General features: G+C 65.3%; 10 protein-coding genes. 5 read left to right on the top strand and 5 right to left on the bottom strand.

The window, feature by feature from the left end:
- The first annotated feature begins 294 nt into the window (after nt 1–294).
- Complete coding sequence (locus C4B30_RS05700) at nt 295–3333, top strand: ATP-binding protein (protein WP_105131989.1); 3039 nt, start codon at nt 295–297, stop codon at nt 3331–3333.
- Nucleotides 3334–3867: 534 nt separating this feature from the next.
- On the opposite strand, the gene C4B30_RS05705 is transcribed toward C4B30_RS05700, so the two are convergent.
- Nucleotides 3868–4713, bottom strand: coding sequence for a peptidylprolyl isomerase (locus C4B30_RS05705; RefSeq protein ID WP_105131990.1), 846 nt, complete (start codon nt 4711–4713; stop codon nt 3868–3870).
- A gap of 692 nt (nt 4714–5405) precedes the next feature.
- On the opposite strand from C4B30_RS05705, the gene C4B30_RS36275 reads away from it, so the two are divergent.
- Nucleotides 5406–5885, top strand: coding sequence for a hypothetical protein (locus C4B30_RS36275; protein WP_442778448.1), 480 nt, complete (start codon nt 5406–5408; stop codon nt 5883–5885).
- A gap of 128 nt (nt 5886–6013) precedes the next feature.
- Here the strand turns inward: C4B30_RS36275 and C4B30_RS05715 are convergent, their stop codons facing one another.
- A complete protein-coding gene (locus C4B30_RS05715) occupies nt 6014–9865 on the bottom strand; it encodes an ESPR-type extended signal peptide-containing protein (protein ID WP_105131991.1) in 3852 nt (1283 codons plus the stop codon).
- A 658-nt stretch (nt 9866–10523) separates the two neighbouring features.
- Here C4B30_RS05715 and C4B30_RS05720 point away from each other — a divergent pair.
- The 3 genes from C4B30_RS05720 to C4B30_RS35595 all read left to right on the top strand — a co-directional run bounded on the left by C4B30_RS05720 (nt 10524) and on the right by C4B30_RS35595 (nt 13400).
- The gene (locus C4B30_RS05720; RefSeq protein ID WP_234015393.1) at nt 10524–12185 is read left to right on the top strand and encodes an APC family permease; all 1662 of its coding nucleotides are present in this window, start codon (nt 10524–10526) and stop codon (nt 12183–12185) included.
- 318 nt (nt 12186–12503) lie between these two features.
- Nucleotides 12504–12722 (top strand): hypothetical protein, encoded by a 219-nt coding sequence (locus C4B30_RS05725; protein WP_105131992.1) that lies wholly within the window; start codon nt 12504–12506, stop codon nt 12720–12722.
- Nucleotides 12723–13046: 324 nt separating this feature from the next.
- The gene (locus C4B30_RS35595) at nt 13047–13400 is read left to right on the top strand and encodes a SymE family type I addiction module toxin (protein WP_199779047.1); all 354 of its coding nucleotides are present in this window, start codon (nt 13047–13049) and stop codon (nt 13398–13400) included.
- 150 nt (nt 13401–13550) lie between these two features.
- Here the strand turns inward: C4B30_RS35595 and C4B30_RS05735 are convergent, their stop codons facing one another.
- From C4B30_RS05735 to C4B30_RS05745, 3 genes are all read right to left on the bottom strand, one after another.
- Entirely contained in the window at nt 13551–14219 is a 669-nt protein-coding gene (locus C4B30_RS05735) for a MarC family protein (protein WP_105132147.1), read from the bottom strand.
- Between the two features lie 270 nt (nt 14220–14489).
- Nucleotides 14490–15722 carry a dicarboxylate/amino acid:cation symporter gene (locus tag C4B30_RS05740; protein WP_158683383.1) on the bottom strand — a complete coding sequence of 411 codons (1233 nt, stop codon included), beginning with the start codon at nt 15720–15722 and terminating at the stop codon, nt 14490–14492.
- A 227-nt stretch (nt 15723–15949) separates the two neighbouring features.
- Nucleotides 15950–16942 carry a DUF389 domain-containing protein gene (locus C4B30_RS05745; RefSeq protein WP_199779048.1) on the bottom strand — a complete coding sequence of 331 codons (993 nt, stop codon included), beginning with the start codon at nt 16940–16942 and terminating at the stop codon, nt 15950–15952.
- Nucleotides 16943–17142: the final 200 nt, after the last annotated feature.

Here is a 17142-nt window from a genome sequence, read left to right on the forward strand (position 1 = left end):
CGCCCGATAACGGATTTCGTTTGACAAACTTCGCGCACGGGCCTTATATACGCATCGCGCAGGCGACCCAGCAAATAGGACTTGTCCTAGCGATCCGAACACAATACTTCGGACTGCCCTACATACGGACAGGCAGGCTATCCCGATAATTGGCTCGTTCTCCGAGCCCGCGGCATGCATGCCGCCATCCCACACGGCCTACGGATATCGCCACCGCCGGACGGCTTCGCCCTGTTTTCAGGTCGAATCGCTCGCGGCGCCTGACATGCGCTTTGTTACAACGGTATTCGTTTCATGCCCATCCGAAAACTCTTCAAGCCGCCGAACGGCGCGAACGCGCCGTTCGCGTCGATCGACGACGACACGCGCGACCTGAGCCTGCTGAACCGTTACCAGCGCTTCACGCTCTACGGCGGCGCCGTCGTGCTGTCGATCGTGATCGTGTTCGCGACGACCGTGCTGCTCATCGGTACCGCGCGCGACTACATTGCGAAGCGGCACGAGCTTTTTACGACGCACAAGGCACTCGTGCAACTCGAGATCGACACCAAGCAGGCATCGTTGCGGCGCTCGGTGCTTAATGCCGAGCTGTTATGGCATGGCCATCCGCCGCACCACGACGCGCCGAGCGACGCGCTGGTGCGCGACGGGCACGTGGTCGTCGCGCCGATGCCCGGCGTGGCGCCGATCTTCGTGGCCGAGGCTGACCCGGGCCACGCGCCGTCGCGTGAAATCACCCGCTACGTCGAGCTGATGGAACGGCAGACGATCTCCGTGACCGCGGCGGCCCGGCAAACCGGCCGCCCCGTCACCGGCTACGCGTACAACCCCGACCGGACCATCATCGCGATCGCGCCGCCGCCATCGGTGCCGTACCGCGACGTGCTCGCGCGATTCGGCGTGCCCGACACCCGCGCGTTGATCGACCGGCTCGCATTCGACGTCGCGAACTGGTCCGACCCGGCCGTCGCACACGACTGGCGCAAAACACGCCGGATCTCCTGGCAGGGGCCGCTCGTCGATCCGTTCACGGGGAAGTATGTGTTCCGGCTCGTCGAGCCCGCGTTTGACGGCGACCACCTGTTCATGAATTTTGTCAGCGATCTCGACGCCGGCGTGATCGACGATCGCCTCAAGCACGCGCCCGAAGACGCCGTCGTGATGCTCGTCGACCGCGACGGCCGCGTGCTGCTGAGCGAGGACCGCACGCGCGCGTCGATCGATGGCGGCGCACTGATGCGCCGCACGCTCGAACAGGGCGCGTGGCGCCGTGGCTTCGAACGCGCCGAGGACAGCTATCGCGACGGCGTCTTTACGATCAGCGGCCGCGTGTCCGACACGGGCTTCGCGATCGTCTACGCGTATTCGTGGCGCACGATCGCGATCGGAATCTGGCCCGCGATCGCACGGGAATTCGGCGTGACCGCGCTGATGCTGTTCGTGCTGTGGGGGCTCGTGATCGCGTTCGACCTGAAGGTGTTCGCACCGCTGTTCCGCCGCTCGCGCCGCGTGTTCGAAAGCGAACGGATGAACCACGCGATCATCGCGACGTCGCCGTTCGGCATCGGTCTCGTATCGCTCGATACGCAAACGGTGTTGCTCCGCAATCAGATGATGGAGCTTTACGAGCAGGCCGCGGGCGATCCGCCGCTGCATGCGCGCCTGCTCGCGCACCATGCGGCGCACGGCGACGGCTCGCACGCGCAACTCGATGTCGAGCTTCCGATAACGCTCGACGACGGCCGCAAACGCGATCTGCTCGTGAACTACGTGCGGCTGCGCTACAAGGGCCGCGACACGATGCTGCTCAACTTCTCGGACATCACGACGCGCGCCGACGCCGAGCGCGCACTCGATAGCGCGAACCGTGCGAAATCGACGTTCCTCGCGACGATCAGCCACGAGATTCGCACACCGCTCAACGCGATGCTCGGCAACCTCGAACTGCTCGATCGTGCGCCCGATCCGAGCCGCCAGAAAAACCGCCTGCACGCGGTCACGTCCGCCGCGCGCCTGCTGCTCGACATGCTGAACAACGTGCTCGACATGACCAAGATCGAAGCCGACCGAATGACGCTCGAGGCCGGCAGCTTCCGGATCGACGAGCTCGCGCGCGAGGTGGTCGATCTGTTCGAGCCGATCGCCGCCGCGAAGGGCGTCGTGCTGCATGCCGATATCGATTCGCGCGTCGCGCGCCACTACATCGGCGATCCGCTACGCGTACGCCAGATCGTCGTCAACCTCGTCAGCAATGCGATCAAGTTTACCGATCGCGGGATGGTCGCACTGTCGGTATCCGCATCGGGCGCCGATGCGACGCCGGTGACGATCCGCGTCAGCGATTCGGGCATCGGCATGACGGCCGCGCAACTCGAAACCCTGTTCGAGCCGTTCGCGCAGGCCGACGCGTCGATCGCGCGCCGTTTCGGAGGCACCGGCATCGGCCTCGCGCTGAGCCGCCGGCTCGCCGAATCGATGGACGGCGGCATCACGGCCGATAGCGTGCCGAACGTCGGCTCGACGTTCGTCGTCACGCTGCCGCTGGCGCTCGACGATCGCCCCGGTGCGGCGACCGACGAACCGGGTGCCGACGCGCCGGATGCGCGCGTACTGTTCGTCGACGACAACCCCGTCAACCGCTCGCTCGTGCACGATCAGCTCGACGTGCTCGGCTATCGCGCGGACGTGGCCGCGAGCGTCATGGAAGCGCTCGAACTGGTCGAGCGCAACGACTACGCGCTCGTGATGACCGATCTCAACATGCCGGGCCTCGACGGCTACACGTTCGCGCGGGTGCTGCGCGAACGCGGCCACGTGCTGCCGATCCTGGCCGTGACCGCCCATGCGGATGCCGGCGAGCAGCGCCTGTCGCGCGAAGCCGGCATCGATGAAATCGTCACGAAGCCGACGTCGCTGAAGTCGCTCGAACTGGTGATCGCCCGCTATACGGGCACGCAACGTCAGCACCGTCCGATGCAGAACCTGCCGTCGTCCACCGGCGGACCACTGCCTCACGAGTTGCACGCGGCGCTGTCCGACGCGACGCAACGCGCCAACGCCGCGGTCCTGCGCGCACTCGAACAGGGCGACCTGAAAGCGGCGCGCGCCGAGATCCACAGCATGCGCGGCGCGTTCGCGATGATCGGCGAACGCGGCGTGTCGGATATCTGCGCGACGTTGGAAACGCTGGCCCAGGCCGGTGATGCGGTCGCGTTCGCACGCGGGTTCGATCAATACCGGCGCAGCGCGGATGAAGCGCTGGGCCGACGCCGCGCGACCGATGGAAAATCGTCATGCTCGTCGGTGCCGGCCGATACCGAAGCCGGACGATAAGCACCGGCCCGCTTGCCGCGCGGCAGCGGGCACGGATGGACTCCATCCACCAGATGTCGACGTGTCGACGCCGGCCCGCCACTCGGGCGCGGCGCTTTCTCTTTGATACGTAGCGGATGTTTGATTCCTTTGTCGCCGCGCGGTGCACGATCATGGCGGCCGGCTTCGCGGCCATGCATGGCCGAGCGCCCGCGCATGACGGGGTGCGTGCGGGATAAAGGGAGTAAAGGGAGAACAGCGAGAGTAAAGAAAGGTGCGTGGCTACCGAACGCTGAGGTTCGACGCTCGCATGAGGCAGCGTTAGGAGTAGTGCTACAAAGTAGCGTGAACCACGACCGAGCCCACCGGCCGCCGTCGAACTTGCCTCGGCGCCACGCACGACCAGCATAGCGCCGCTGCGTGCTTCAACCAATCGGACCAGGCTGATTTTCCGGTCACATTTACGTGCTCGGGTTTGACGGTCGTGCTGCCGCCATTTGGCGGTGCCGCGCGGCGCGGCCTGCGTTTCCGCCTGCCGCCCGCGCGAAACCAGCGTTACTGGCGAATCGTCGCTTGCGCCGCCAGTTTGTCGACCAGCGCGTTCATGGCCTGGCTCGTCGCCTGCGCTTCCATTTGCTGGCGCAACACGGTCTTCGCCTGGTCGAACGTCGGCACGACGGTCGGCCGCTTCTCGGCGAGCTTCGCGAGCACGAACGCATTGCCGACCTGAACCGGGCCGACGGTCGCGCCCGGCTGCGCCGATGCGATCGCCTGTGCGACGGGCAACGGCAGGCCGCCCGTGTTGCCTTCGGTCACAGGCGTCTTCAGCGAGAACCACGGGGCGACGCCCGCATTGTCGACGGTGTTGTACTTCTTCGCGACCGCGTCGAATGCGGCGCCCTGCTTCAGCTCCGCGAGCGCGGCATTGACCGTGGCGGCGTCGGCAACGCCGATCACTTCCGTGTGGTAGTCGAACTTCCCGGCGGACGCGACGATCGCGTCGTAGCGCGCCTTCACCTGTGCGTCGGTCACGGGTTGCACGCGGGTCGTATCGCGCAGATAGAGGTTCGCGGCGGCTTCCGTGCGGGCGCGCGCCACGATGCCGAGCACTTCCGGACGGCTGCCGTAGTTCGCCTTGTCGGCGGCCTGCTCGACCAACTGACGGACGATCAGGTCGCGCTTGATCTGCGCGCGCAGCGCCGGCGTGTCGGGCTGGCCCGACGCCTTGACGATGCTGTCGACATCGGCTTGCGCGATCGGCTGGTTGTTGACGAGTGCCGCGACGCCCTTCGGCAGCGCCGAAGCGGCTGCTTGCGGCTCGGCGGCCGACACATGCGTGATGCCAGCCGTGCAGACGAGCGCGACAATGGCGGAAATGGCGTGGAGGCGGTTCTTCTTCATGAGAGGGTGTCCTTCCTTGGTAAGTGAAATCGAATATCGCGCTCGACATGACGATGAACGCGTGTTCCCGCGATGCCATCGCGGCTGGTCTGCCGACGCCACGATGCAGCGAGGCGGTCGTCATGCAGAAGGGTGATGCATGCACTGGCGCAACGTTTCGTGTCGCAGCACTGGCAATCCCGGCTCACGCCGCGATTGCGTGCCCGCGTCGTGCGTGTTTGCGAACGCCGACACGGAAGAATGTCCTGCGCTCGCATCTGGCAGCGTTGTTCCGACAATCAACCGTGGAGGTCAATTAACGCGGCCGAGCCCACCGGCCGCCGCAGGACACTCATTCGTGTCGGTTCCACAAGCGGTTCGCCGCGCGCCCGGGAAAAAGACGCCGCCCGAACCCGAGCGGCGCATCGAACGAAGACGAGCTTCGGATACGAGGTATCGAACGGTCACCATGCATCCGTTCGATTCGATCATTGTCAAGGGGTCACAGGTGTTCGCACAATCGGCCCAGTCCGATTCGAAGGTGTTCGTGCGGACGCCGATCCATTGAATCAGACAGGTCTGATTCCCCCTTCTACCGGCGTTGGACACAATGGCCGTGCTGGATGACACCCCCTGTCACCCCGGCACATCGCAATAGTTGTCTCCGTTCGACACCGCCCGCTCCGGGCGGTGCTTTTTTGCGCACGGTCGCGATGGCAATCGCCGTTTCGATCGAAACAGGCGGGTTCAGGCGTGGGCGCTCGGTGGTGGTCGGTGGGCGCGGCCACGACAGAGGTGTTGGAGTTGAAACAGATACGCTGCCATATGCGGACATCGAACGCTTACGCCTGAGCCCGATCGCTCCCCTGCCACGTCGGCGCGACACAGGCGAGGTCTCGCACGATGCACACCCATCACGCCGCCGCCATCGGCTTCGCGGCCGGTATCTATACGCTCCCGTTCTGACCGCTCAAGCACAAGCCAGCGACACTGAAATTCGCACGGCAAGCAACGCTGCGCGCTATACCGGGGAATTCAGGCGCGACCTGCCCGGCAGGGACGCGTTGCACTGGGCTCAAGGCAAGCTCGCGGTCTCAGACACCGCCATCGCGTTCAGCGGCGATATTGCGCCGGGCCCAGACTACTGGTGCGAGCGTTTCTCGCAGTTCATCGGTGCGGCGCAGTACCGTTGAGCCGCGGCGGTGGCCGGGATTCGCGTAGACACAACCGGCCAGGTCGGTGGTAAACGGCGAATGCCCGTGATCGGCGGATTCGCGTCGATCACGGGCATTCATCGTGTCACGCCAGGGTGACGAGCCGCTTACCAGTAGAAACCGCCACCCACGACGGCGCCGACTTCGCCGCGACTGCTCGTGTTCGCCGATGCCTTGATCGTCCACTTGCCGTCACGGGTCATATACGACACGCCCAGCGCCGAACCGTACTCGCCGCCGTACGTGCTGCCGGCCATCGCGACGAACGTCCGGCCGGGCAGCGTCGACTGCGGCAAGCCTGCCACCGCCATCGCCGCGGCCACGCCGCCCATCGCGTCCTGACGTGCGCTGCGAGCTGTATTGTTCATCTGTTGCACGTTGACCGCATCGGTCGGCGCGGTGCCCGCCGCGACGTTCGTGATCTGGCGCTCGGCGCCTGCACTGCCGACCGACACCGCGTTGTCGCGATCCGCGGTCGAGCCGGCGCCCAGCGCCACCGAGTTGCTGCCCGATGCGTTCGCGTTCTGGCCGACTGCCGTGCTGCCGCTACCGGACGAATTCGAACCCTGGCCCAGCGCCGTGCTGCCGTCGCCCGACGCGTTCGAGCCGTGCCCGATCGCCGTGCCGTTGTTGCCGGAAGCCAGCGAGCCCTGACCGATTGCCGTGCCGCCGCCGGCCGATGCGCTCGCGCCATTACCGATCGCCGTGCTGTTGCTGCCCGCCGCATCGGCTTCGGAGCCGAGCTGCACGCTGCCTTCGCCACTACCGGACGGATCGAAGCCGCCCGAGCCGTTACCCGGGCCGCCGGGGCCACCGGAACCCCCACCCGCTTCCAGGTCGGACACACGGTCGCCGAGGCCGGAGAACCGATTCTCGAATTCCTGCTGCATCGCGAACAACTGGCCGCCGTTCACCGCATCCATGCTGCCCGACGCGATCAGCCCAGCCCCGACGTTGTGCAGCACCGTGCCGTTCGAGCCGCCGAACGTCACGCTGTCGAGGTCGATGCCGTCGTACACCACGGCACCGAGCTCCTTGCCCGTGTAATCGATCAGGCCTGTCGCCTTCAATTGCGCGATCGTCACGGCGTCGTCGTCCTGCACACCGTTCGCAACGCCCGACAGCGTGCGCGCACCGCTCGTTCCGGCGAAGTTCACCGACGTGCCGCCCGTGCTCGCGGCGACCGTAATCGCGCCCGTCGTCTGGTCCTGCCGGACGAGACCGATCTGGCCCGATGCGAGCTGGCTGTTGATGTTCGTGATCTCCGTACGGTTGTCCGAGATACCCGATGCGTTCTGCGCGACGGCCTGGTTCGTGGCATACAGTTGATCGCCCGTGACCGCATCCATGCTGCCTGCCTCGACGTCACCGTTTGCGATGCCCGTCAGCTTGCGCTCACCCGCCGTGCCGGCAAAGTTCACCGCCGCGCCGTCCGTGTTCGCGCCCACCATCAGGTCCGCACCCACCGCCGATTGCTGCACCAGACCGATCGAACCGCTGTTCATGTCGCTGCGGATCTGCGTGATCGACGTTTCGTTGTTCGTCACACGTTGATCGAGGTTGCTTACGTTCACGCCGACCGTATGCAACTGATCGCCCGTGACGGCATCGGTGCTGCCTGCCGCGACATCGCCGTTCGCGAGGCCCGTCAGCTTGCGCTCGCCCGCCGTGCCGGCAAAGTTCACCGCCGCGCCGTCCGTGTTCACGCCCACCGTCAAGTCCGCACCCGCAGCCGTTTGCTGCACCAGGCCGATCGTGCCGCTCGACAAATCGGCGAGTTGATCGTTGATCGTCGTGATGTCGGTCGTATTCTTCGCGATGTGGGTCTGGTTCTGCGTCACACGACCGTCGATGTTCGTCAGTTGCGTGTTCAGATTCGACACGTCGCCGCCGAGTTGAGTCACGCTGCTGCCGAGCTCTGCGATGTCGGACGTGTTCTTTGCGATGTCCTGATTCGTGGCATGCAATTGATCGCCCGTGACGGCATCGGTACTGCCAGCCGCGACGTCGCCGTTCGCAAGACCCGTGAGCTTGCGCTCGCCAGCCGTGCCGGCGAAGTTCACCGCCGCACCATCCGTGTTCGCACCCACCGTCAGGTCCGCACCTGCACCCGCCTGCTGGACCAGGCCCGTCGTGCCGCTGCCGATCTGGTCCGCGAGCGCCTTGATGTCGCCTTCGTTGACCGTCACGCGGCCGTCGATGCCCGTCACCTGCGCGCCGAGGTCCGTCATGTCGCTGCCGAGCCGGGTCACGTTGCTGCCCAGGTCCGCGATATCGGACGTGTTCTTCGCGAGGTTGCCGTTCGCGGTCGTCAGTGCGTGGTCGAGACCGTCGAGCGCTTCGCCCACGGTCGTTTGCGTGCCACCGTTCGCGAGGTTGTACGTCGGGCCCGTGACGGCACCCGTCACCGGATCGATCGATGAGCCGCCGCCGAGCGCTTCCACCACCGGCGACAACTGCGACACGTTCACCGCGTCGTTGGCCTCCGTGCCGGCTGCCATGTTGGTGATCTGGCGTTGCCATGCCGAAGAGCCGACGGACACCGTCCTGTCCCGGTCCGCGACCGAGTTGGCGCCAAGCGCGACCGACTCGTGACCGAACGCCGTTGCAGATACGCCGACGGCCGACGAGCGCAGCCCCGTTGCAATCGTCCCCTTGCCCAGTGCCGTACTGGACTCGCCCGATGCCGTAGCACCCACGCCCAGCGCGATAGTGTTCGTGCCGCTCACGGTTGCGCTGTGACCGATGGCGATCGCGTAGGTACTCGTGGCTTCCGCGGCACCGCCGATCGCGATCGAACCGGCTGCAGCCTTCGCGGGGGCAGCCACCGTATTGATCTTCACGTAATCGTCCGTGATGGCGCTACCCAGCTTGCTGTTGATCGTCGTGATGTCGGCGGTGTTCTGCGCGATCTGCTGATGGGTGGCATACAGTTGCGACCCGTTCACCACATCGGTGCTTGACGCCGACACATCGCCAGCCGCCACATTCACGATCTTGCGTTTAACCGCGGCCGATCCAACGGAAATCGTGTCCGCTTTATCGGCAACGGAGTTGGTGCCGATGGCCACTGCGTTGGAAACACTTGCATTGGCGTTGTAGCCGAGCGCCACGGCACCCGCAACGGACGCCTTTGCCGTGTTACCCACCACCGTGGTGTAATTACCCGTTGCAGACACAGCGTTACCCAGGGCCAGTGCGCCGGTGCCACTCGCGGTGGCAAGACGTCCAACGGCAACCGCTCCGCTACCCGATGCGGTCGCCGAGCTACCGAATGCGGACGCCGAAATTCCAGAGGCCGTCGCACTCGTGCCAACGGCGGTCGCATAGGTAGTACCGGCCAACGCGCTATTACCCAAGGCCGTCGTGTAGTCGCCGTTCGCATTGGCGTAACGTCCCGTGGCAACCGACCCGAGGCCCGATGCGGTCGAGAAACTGCCAAAGGCAGACGACGACGTACCGGTGGCCGACGCCGAGGCGCCAAAGGCGGCCGACGATGTACCCGAGGCCGACGCAAAGGCGCCAAAGGCGGCCGACGACGTACCAGTGGCCAGTGTGCCGCTGCCCACAGCCGTCGCATCCTTGGTGAGGGCCTGAGCACTGTTGCCGATGGCGAGGCTATTCTCGCCGGACCCGATGGCCGCGGTCGTGCCGCTCACCTTGACGTAGGTGTCGTCCAATGCGGCCATGGTGCCGATCGAACCGATACTCGAAGCGTTGCATGCGCCTGTTTCTCCGAGCGTGCCGTTCCGCCCATCGACGGTCGTGCAGGTGCCTGCATCCGTCGTATCGGCGAAGGCCTGCGACGCCCCCAGCCCGAGCAGCATGGCTGCCAGTGCAATTGCGCTACGCACCAGCGCGCGCTGGCCACCGGACTTCTTCCGGCCCTTGGCAAATTCCGAAGCCGCCACCCAAGTACCCGTGACCGTATTGAAGATGGTGCGATGCGTCTTGTTCATGGCGACTCCTGAGATATGGGTTCATCTGTCAGGCGTCACTTTATTTCTGGGGCGCTCCCCATTCGATCGGACCAGTCCTAAAAACGACCGCACCTCGCACTTGGGTACTCGCCCCAAATAGATTGATCCATGTTTGAACAATAAGAGACACATCGCATTGCAGCTTCTGGTGATGCGCTCGAATGAGTGAGCGCCCCGTCGCTCCGCAGCACCGCAGCACCGCAGCACCGCAGCACCGCAGCACCGCAGTTTCCGACTAGTCCGATTGCCCCGTCTTCCAATTGTTGCGAGCATCGTCTACCCGCCTCGATCGGCGCTCAAATCGGCGACCGATCGGGCACGCACCGCGGGCGCAATTGCGCCAATGCGGCGTTCCTGTTTCGAGCAACGCGCAATACCTGCTCGCAATCCCGTGCGGCAGCCACGTATTTCAGGCCGCCTCGCAGCGACAGGAAGCCGGCCGCCGCGATATCCGGACCCGCATCGCTCCGGCATGCGTGATCGTTGCACTCATTCACGGTGTGCTCGCTTCTCGCCACGTCGCGCCCGCATGGTTCAACCCGATTCCCGATTCCGGTATGTCGACGCTCGCCAGTCATCCTCTGCGATCGTCCTCGACACCGCATCACGGCTCCGGAATCCCAACAGGATTATTTCGATGAGCGAAGTAGAACTGCCTACACGTGGCACCGGCCCCGCCACGCGCGAGGCTCCGAATGATGCCGATGCCGGCGGCCACACGCTGCAACGCGGCCTGACCTGGAAAGATGGTTTCTGGGTGACGAGCGGCGTGCCGGCCGGCGTGCTGTTCACGATCGGCGGCGTGTCCGCGACGATCGGCCACCCTGCATGGGCGATCTGGATTGCCGCGATCACGATGGGGCTGATTCAAAGCGCGACCTACGCGGAAATCTCCGGGCTGTTCCCGCATAAATCGGGCGGTGCGTCGGTGTACGGCGCGATGGGCTGGGTGCGTTACAGCAAGCTTATTGCGCCAGTATCCGTGTGGTGCAACTGGCTCGCATGGTCGCCGATGCTCGCGCTCGGTTGCGGCCTCGCGGCAAGCTATGCGCTCACGAGCCTGTTTCCCGCCGATGCGGCCATCGTGCAATGGAAGCTGACGCTGGCTGACCTGAGCTTCATCAAGCCGGGCCTCTCACTGCGGATCAACGCGACCTTCGTCATCGCGGCGATCCTGCTTTTGATCACGTTCCGGCTTCAGCACAGCGGCGCATCGAAGGCCGCAAAGACACAGCGCATTCTCGGCATCGCATCGCTCACGCCGCTGTTGATCGTCGGTATCGTGCCGTTCGTCACCGGCGACGTGCCGATGTCGAACCTGCTGCCACTGCTGCCGCTCGGTCACGATGCGCAAGGCAATCTCACGGCCGCGACGCTTGGCACGTGGAACGGGCAAGGCGTGACGATGGCGCTCGGCGCGATGTTCATGGCCGGCTGGGCATCGTACGGCTTCGAGACGGCCGTCTGCTACACGCGCGAATTCCGCGATCCGCGCCGCGACACCGCGAAGGCGATCTTCTGGTCGGGCGCGCTATGCCTCGTCGTGATGACGCTCGTGCCGATGGCGTTCCAGGGCGCGCTCGGCACGCAGGCGATGCTCGATCCCGCGATTCGCGACGGCACGGGCGTGGCGGCCGCGATGGCGAAGATCGTCGGCGGCGGCGCGTGGATCGCGAATGCGATTGTCGTGATGCTGATGCTGTCGATCCTGCTCATCGTGATGACGTCGATGATGGGCTCGTCGCGCACGCTGTACCAGGCGTCGGTCGACGGCTGGCTGCCGAAATACCTGTCGCGCGTGAACGAGCACGGCGCGCCCACCAGCGCAATGTGGACCGATCTCGGCTTCAACCTCGTGCTGCTGATGATGTCGGATTACATGACGGTGCTGTCGATCTCGAACGTCTGCTACATGCTGTTCGTGTTCCTGAATTTGCAGTCGGGCTGGATTCACCGGATGGATCGCGGCAACTGGGAGCGTCCGTTCCGCTGCCCGACGTGGCTGCTGGTTGCGGGTGCGATTTGCGGTTACGCGAACCTCGTCTATGTCGGCGCGGGCGCGGACCTGCAAGGCGAAGGCACGCTGCGCAACGGGCTGATCGCGATGCTGCTGATCGTGCCTGTGTTCGTCTATCGCCACTACTGGCAGGATCGTGGCCGCTTCCCCGCGCAGATGCAGCACGACATGGAGCTGGAAGTGCCGAAGCGCGGCAAGTTGCTGAATCTCGCGCCGTATGCGGCGCTGATCGGCGCGGTGCTGACGGTCTGGCTGTCGTACCACTTCGCCTGGGTGCATTGAGCGTCGATTGCCTGCCGCGCCGAATCAGCCTGGTCTGATGGGCGCGCGCGGCTTTCGACGATAAGCTTGTTTTGCGCGGGTCCGGATTCGCAGGGCTAATCGGTCCTCGCCCAGCTACGCTCCGGCGATTCCGGATACCGCGCGCCGTTCGCTTGCGACGGCTTCGATGCGGGCGCTCGATGGTGGCCGGTGGGCGCGGCCACGTTTTGAAGGGCGCTGATCCTGCTGCAACTCGATAACGCTGCCATATGCGAGCGTCGAGCGCCCGCATCGAAGCCCTGCCGCGTGTATGCGATACCGATCGCGATCGGAGTTCATATGAATCCACGACAGACGACCCTGCAAGACGGCGAATACTGGGCCGCCTGCAAGGAACGCAACGATCTCGCCGCGGCCGTCAACGGCCATGGGGCCGTGTATCCGCGCACGAGGATGACCGTGCGCGATGGCATCGCGGTTTTCCATCGCGGCGGCAATACGCTGTGGACGTGTCGCGCGCACTACGCGCTCAAGAATTTCACGATCGATCCCGCCTAGCGCGTCGAATCGATCGGACGCGGCAAGGTCGGCGAAACGCGCGACCTGCACCGCGCGAATCGCTCAATTGCGCATCGAAGCGCTCTCCCCAACGTACATTGGCCGAACGGCTAACGATCACAAAACGCACATAACGAGCACCTGTTCGGTCGTCGATTCCGCTAGAGTGGATACCAGTTTTCGCGCGCGGATGAATTGCCTTCAAAAGCACCCGGCATCCGATGAATCGGATTGCAAAATTCTGCGGCGTAAACGAGCGCGGGCCGTGAGTGTTGGAGCACCCACGACCCGCTGACCACCACCAACTCAACCAAGGAGTTGATCATGGCTGACGCGAATCATAACGCACCCGTGCTGTTCCCCGATCGTTTCGTGACGATTCAGGAGTCTTACCGTGACCGGACGGTCAGTCCGAACCATCGTGGCAAATATCGCCCCAAGACCCCTCCCGTCGCGTATCCGTGGATGAAGCTGTCCGGCCGCTGGATCGAAACGGCGGGGTTCGAGCCCGCGCAACGTGTGCGAATCGAGGTCACGCAACAGCGGCTGGTGATCACGCCCGTGAAGGAGTCAGACTGCGACGTTGCGCGTCACGGAATCCCGATGGTCAATCCCAACACGGGCTTGAGGCGCCGAATGCTGCCGGGAATGGGCGTGGAGCACGCCGAGTCGCATTGAGCAAGGCTTGAACGCGGCACTGTTCAACGTCTTGCTGGACAGCGCGCCGGATTCGGCTCAGCCCTGAAGAGGGCTGGGCCCCGAGGAAAGATGAACGGACGGAAGACTGCCTGGGTGACGCGCAGTGACCTTCGCCCATGCACACCACGTTCAACCCACCTGCGCCCCCACGGTACGAACGAACTCCGACACGCCCGTCAGCATGATCTGCACGCCCACACACAGCAGCAGGAACGCCGACACGCGCATCGCTACTTTCGTGCCGTCCGCACCGAGATAACGCGCCAGCGTCGTCGCGCGGCTGTAGATCTGCCAGATCGCAAGCGCCACCAGCGCGGCGACGGCCAGCGAAATCACGCCCGACATCAGATAATCCGACACACCGCGCGAGCGATTCGCATGCAGCGCGATACCGGCCGCGATCGACCCCGGCCCGATCGTAAGCGGCACCGTCAGCGGAAAGAACGCCCGCGACATCAGGCTCTGGAGATCGCCGCCGTGCGCCGGCGTGGAACCGCCCGGCACGTCGGGCGCATTGAGCATCGACCAGCCGGCAACCGCTACCGCGAACCCGCCGCCGATCCGCAGCGCCTCCATCGAGATGCCGAAGAAGTTCAGCACCGGCGCGCCGACGAAAAAAATCACGAGCAGCGTGCCGAACACGTTGATCGCGAGCTTCTTCGTCAACTGCGCGCGCTCGGCTTCCGTCAGCGATTGCGTGCGCTCGAGAAACACGAAGGCCATCGCGATCGGATTGATGATGCCGACCAGGCCCGTGAAGCCGAACAGGATTTCAGGAATCAGTCGTTCAACCGACATCGCCACAATGGTTCTCCGTAGACGTAACGTCACATGACGCAAAAAAACGGCCGCTCGACAGGAGCGGCCGCAATCGCAGATCGTTTCCAGCAGGCGGCGGAACCAATGTCCGACACCTCACTGAACTGAAATTGTGGTGGAGAGAAAGAGGATTCGGAATCAGTCGTGTCTGATTTTGCGGCGCCGATACATCTTGTTTCGAATCGGGAGCCCCGGAAACCGACCGGCGCGATCCATTGCGAATCGCGCGCAGCACGGGCCGCGCATCATTCACGCTTGCCGATACCGCTCGACATCGAGCGCACCCTCCGACTGCGCGACGACGACGGCCGTCACCGAATCGCCGGTCACATTGGCCGACGTGCAGCCCATGTCGATCAACCGGTCCACCGCCGCGATCACGCCGATCACTTCGAGCGGCAACCCGACCGACGCCAGCACGAGACTCATCACGACCAGCCCCGCGCCCGGCACGCCGGCCGCGCCGATCGACGCGAGCGTCGTCGTCGCGACGACGGTGGTGAGCTGCATCGCCGACAGCTCGATGCCGTACGCGTTGCTCGCGAACACGGCCACCGTGCCGAGATAGCACGCGAGGCCCGCCATGTTGACCGTCGAGCCGAGCGGAAGCACGAAGCTCGCCACCCCGTCGCCGACGCCGAGCCGCGCGCGGCAGGTGTCGAGATTCAGCGGCAGCGTGGCCGCGCTGCTCGCCGACGAATACGCGAACAACTGGACCGGCATCATCTTGCGCAGGAACGGCAGCGGCGGCAGACCCACGAGCACCAACAGCGCCGCGCAGAATACGGTCATCACAACCGCCATCACGACGTAGTTCACGGCGACGAGCGAGCCGAGATGGCCGAGCGCCGAGAACCCGTGATCGGCCGTCACATAGGCCATCAGCCCGAACACACCGAGCGGCGCGAACTTCAGCACCATCCCGATCAGCCGGAATACGACGGCTGCGAGGCTCTCGAACAGCTTGCGCACCGGCGCGCCGTGTTCGCCCGACAGGTTGACCGCCAGCCCGAAGAAGATCGCGAACACGATCGTCGGCAGCAGCGCGCCGTCGGCGAACGCCTTGAACGGATTCGACGGAATCGCGGACAGCAGCGCATCGACGAGGCCGACCGGCTCGACGGCCACCGCGCCGATCTGCGCGGGCAGACCGAAGCCGCGGCCGACACCGAACAGCGTGGCCACGGCCATCGCGAGTGCGGCCGTCGACGCCATCAGCAGCGCGTAGATCGCGAGCGACTTCCACGCGATCCGCCGCATCGCCGCGAGATCGGACAGCGACATGATCCCGCACACGAGCGATACGAACACGACCGGAATCACGCACATCCGGATCAGCGAGATGAACACGTCGCCAAGCGGTTGCAGCATCCGGGCCGGCTCGCCGACGAGCTGGCCGACGGCGACGCCGACGATCATCGCGATCAGGATCTGCTGCCACATCGCCAGCGGCGCAAGTTTGAAGCGGGTAAGCACGCGCATGTCGCCTCCATGATTCGGTCGGCGGCGGCGCTCCGTCGAGGAGGTGACGGTGATGAGCCGCGATGCCGACAAGATTGAGATGCAATCGATTGTCGGCATGCGCGGCGGTCCGGACTATAGGACCAGGCTGATTATTCCGGTGGTGGAACGCGCGCGCATCGGCAAGAAGGCTGGCCCGCGCTCGATACGGCGCAGCGCGTGCGGCGCTGACCGCACACCCGCTCCGATCACGCAGCGACACGCATGGCGGCGCGCCGCCGGTCGACGAAGCGGGTCGCGAGCAGCGTCGCGATGCCGGCGCACACCATGCCGAATACATTGACGGCCAGTTGCGCAAGCGAGCCGCCGATCTCGGTCGGGATCGTATCGCGGCCGAACGTCCATCCGACGTAGCCGCCCGTCACGAGGAAATCGTGAAGGCCGATGCCGATCGCCAGTGCCAGATTGCCGGCGGCCGGCACGGTCGTGACCGCGATGAAGACGCCGACGAGCGCGTTCGACCACGACGGCGACGTCAGCGCCAGCACGCCGGCGGCGCCGGCGAGCAGGGCGACGACGAACGACCAGCGATCGGGCGTCCAGATGAAGTCGGTTTGCGGGCGCGGCGCGAGCAGGTCATGCATGTCGAACCAGCCCGCCCAGGCACCGACGAACGCGGCGATCGCGACGATCCCGACCGACAGCGCAAAGCCGGTCCCGAGCAGCGCGGCACCTTGCACGATCAGGTAGCGCTTGCCGCGCCGGATCGTGCCGACACAGGCGGCCGCGACGGGGCCGAAGTCCGGGCTGACGACCATCGCGGCGATCACGACGATCGCGGAGTCGAGCTTCACCGCGATCGCCGCGAGCGCCACCGCCAACGTGAGAAACGCATGAAACATCCAGTGATTCGCGACGCTCTGCTCGGCCTGGGTCTCGACCCCGCGCCAGAACACGGCATCGGCGTCGTCGCGGGTGGACGCGCCGCCCGACGCCGTCCGTTGCGCCAGTTGAGACTCCATCATGCCGATCTCGATCGAGCCGCCGACGTCGTGCGCATCGAGCCTCGCGAGCAAGTCGTCGGCCGTCTCGCGGGCCACGTCGCACAGCACGACATCGCCCGCCGGACGCAGCGCGGCGCCCGGCAGATGCATCAGATTGGTGACGTCATCGCGAGCGATCAGCATGGCCGTGACGACCGCGACGCGTTCCGGTGGAACGACCAGGCGCAGGTGGATCATGAGCGTTGAGTGGGATCGATGAGCCGCGTGCGATAGGCGCACGCGCAAAAAAACGCCCGGCAAGGGCGGCGAATACGAGGACACGCTGGGTCAAGCGCGTCGAACAAACCTTCGTCGTTGGTTCGAGCGATCATTATTTTCTAACCGTCCGGTCGAAGCCATCGGCCCAGTCCGATAATTGGTCGTGCCCTCGCCTCTCA

It is taken from the genome of Burkholderia sp. BE12 (assembly GCF_002959955.1).
In the GTDB taxonomy this organism is placed as follows: Bacteria; Pseudomonadota; Gammaproteobacteria; order Burkholderiales; family Burkholderiaceae; genus Burkholderia.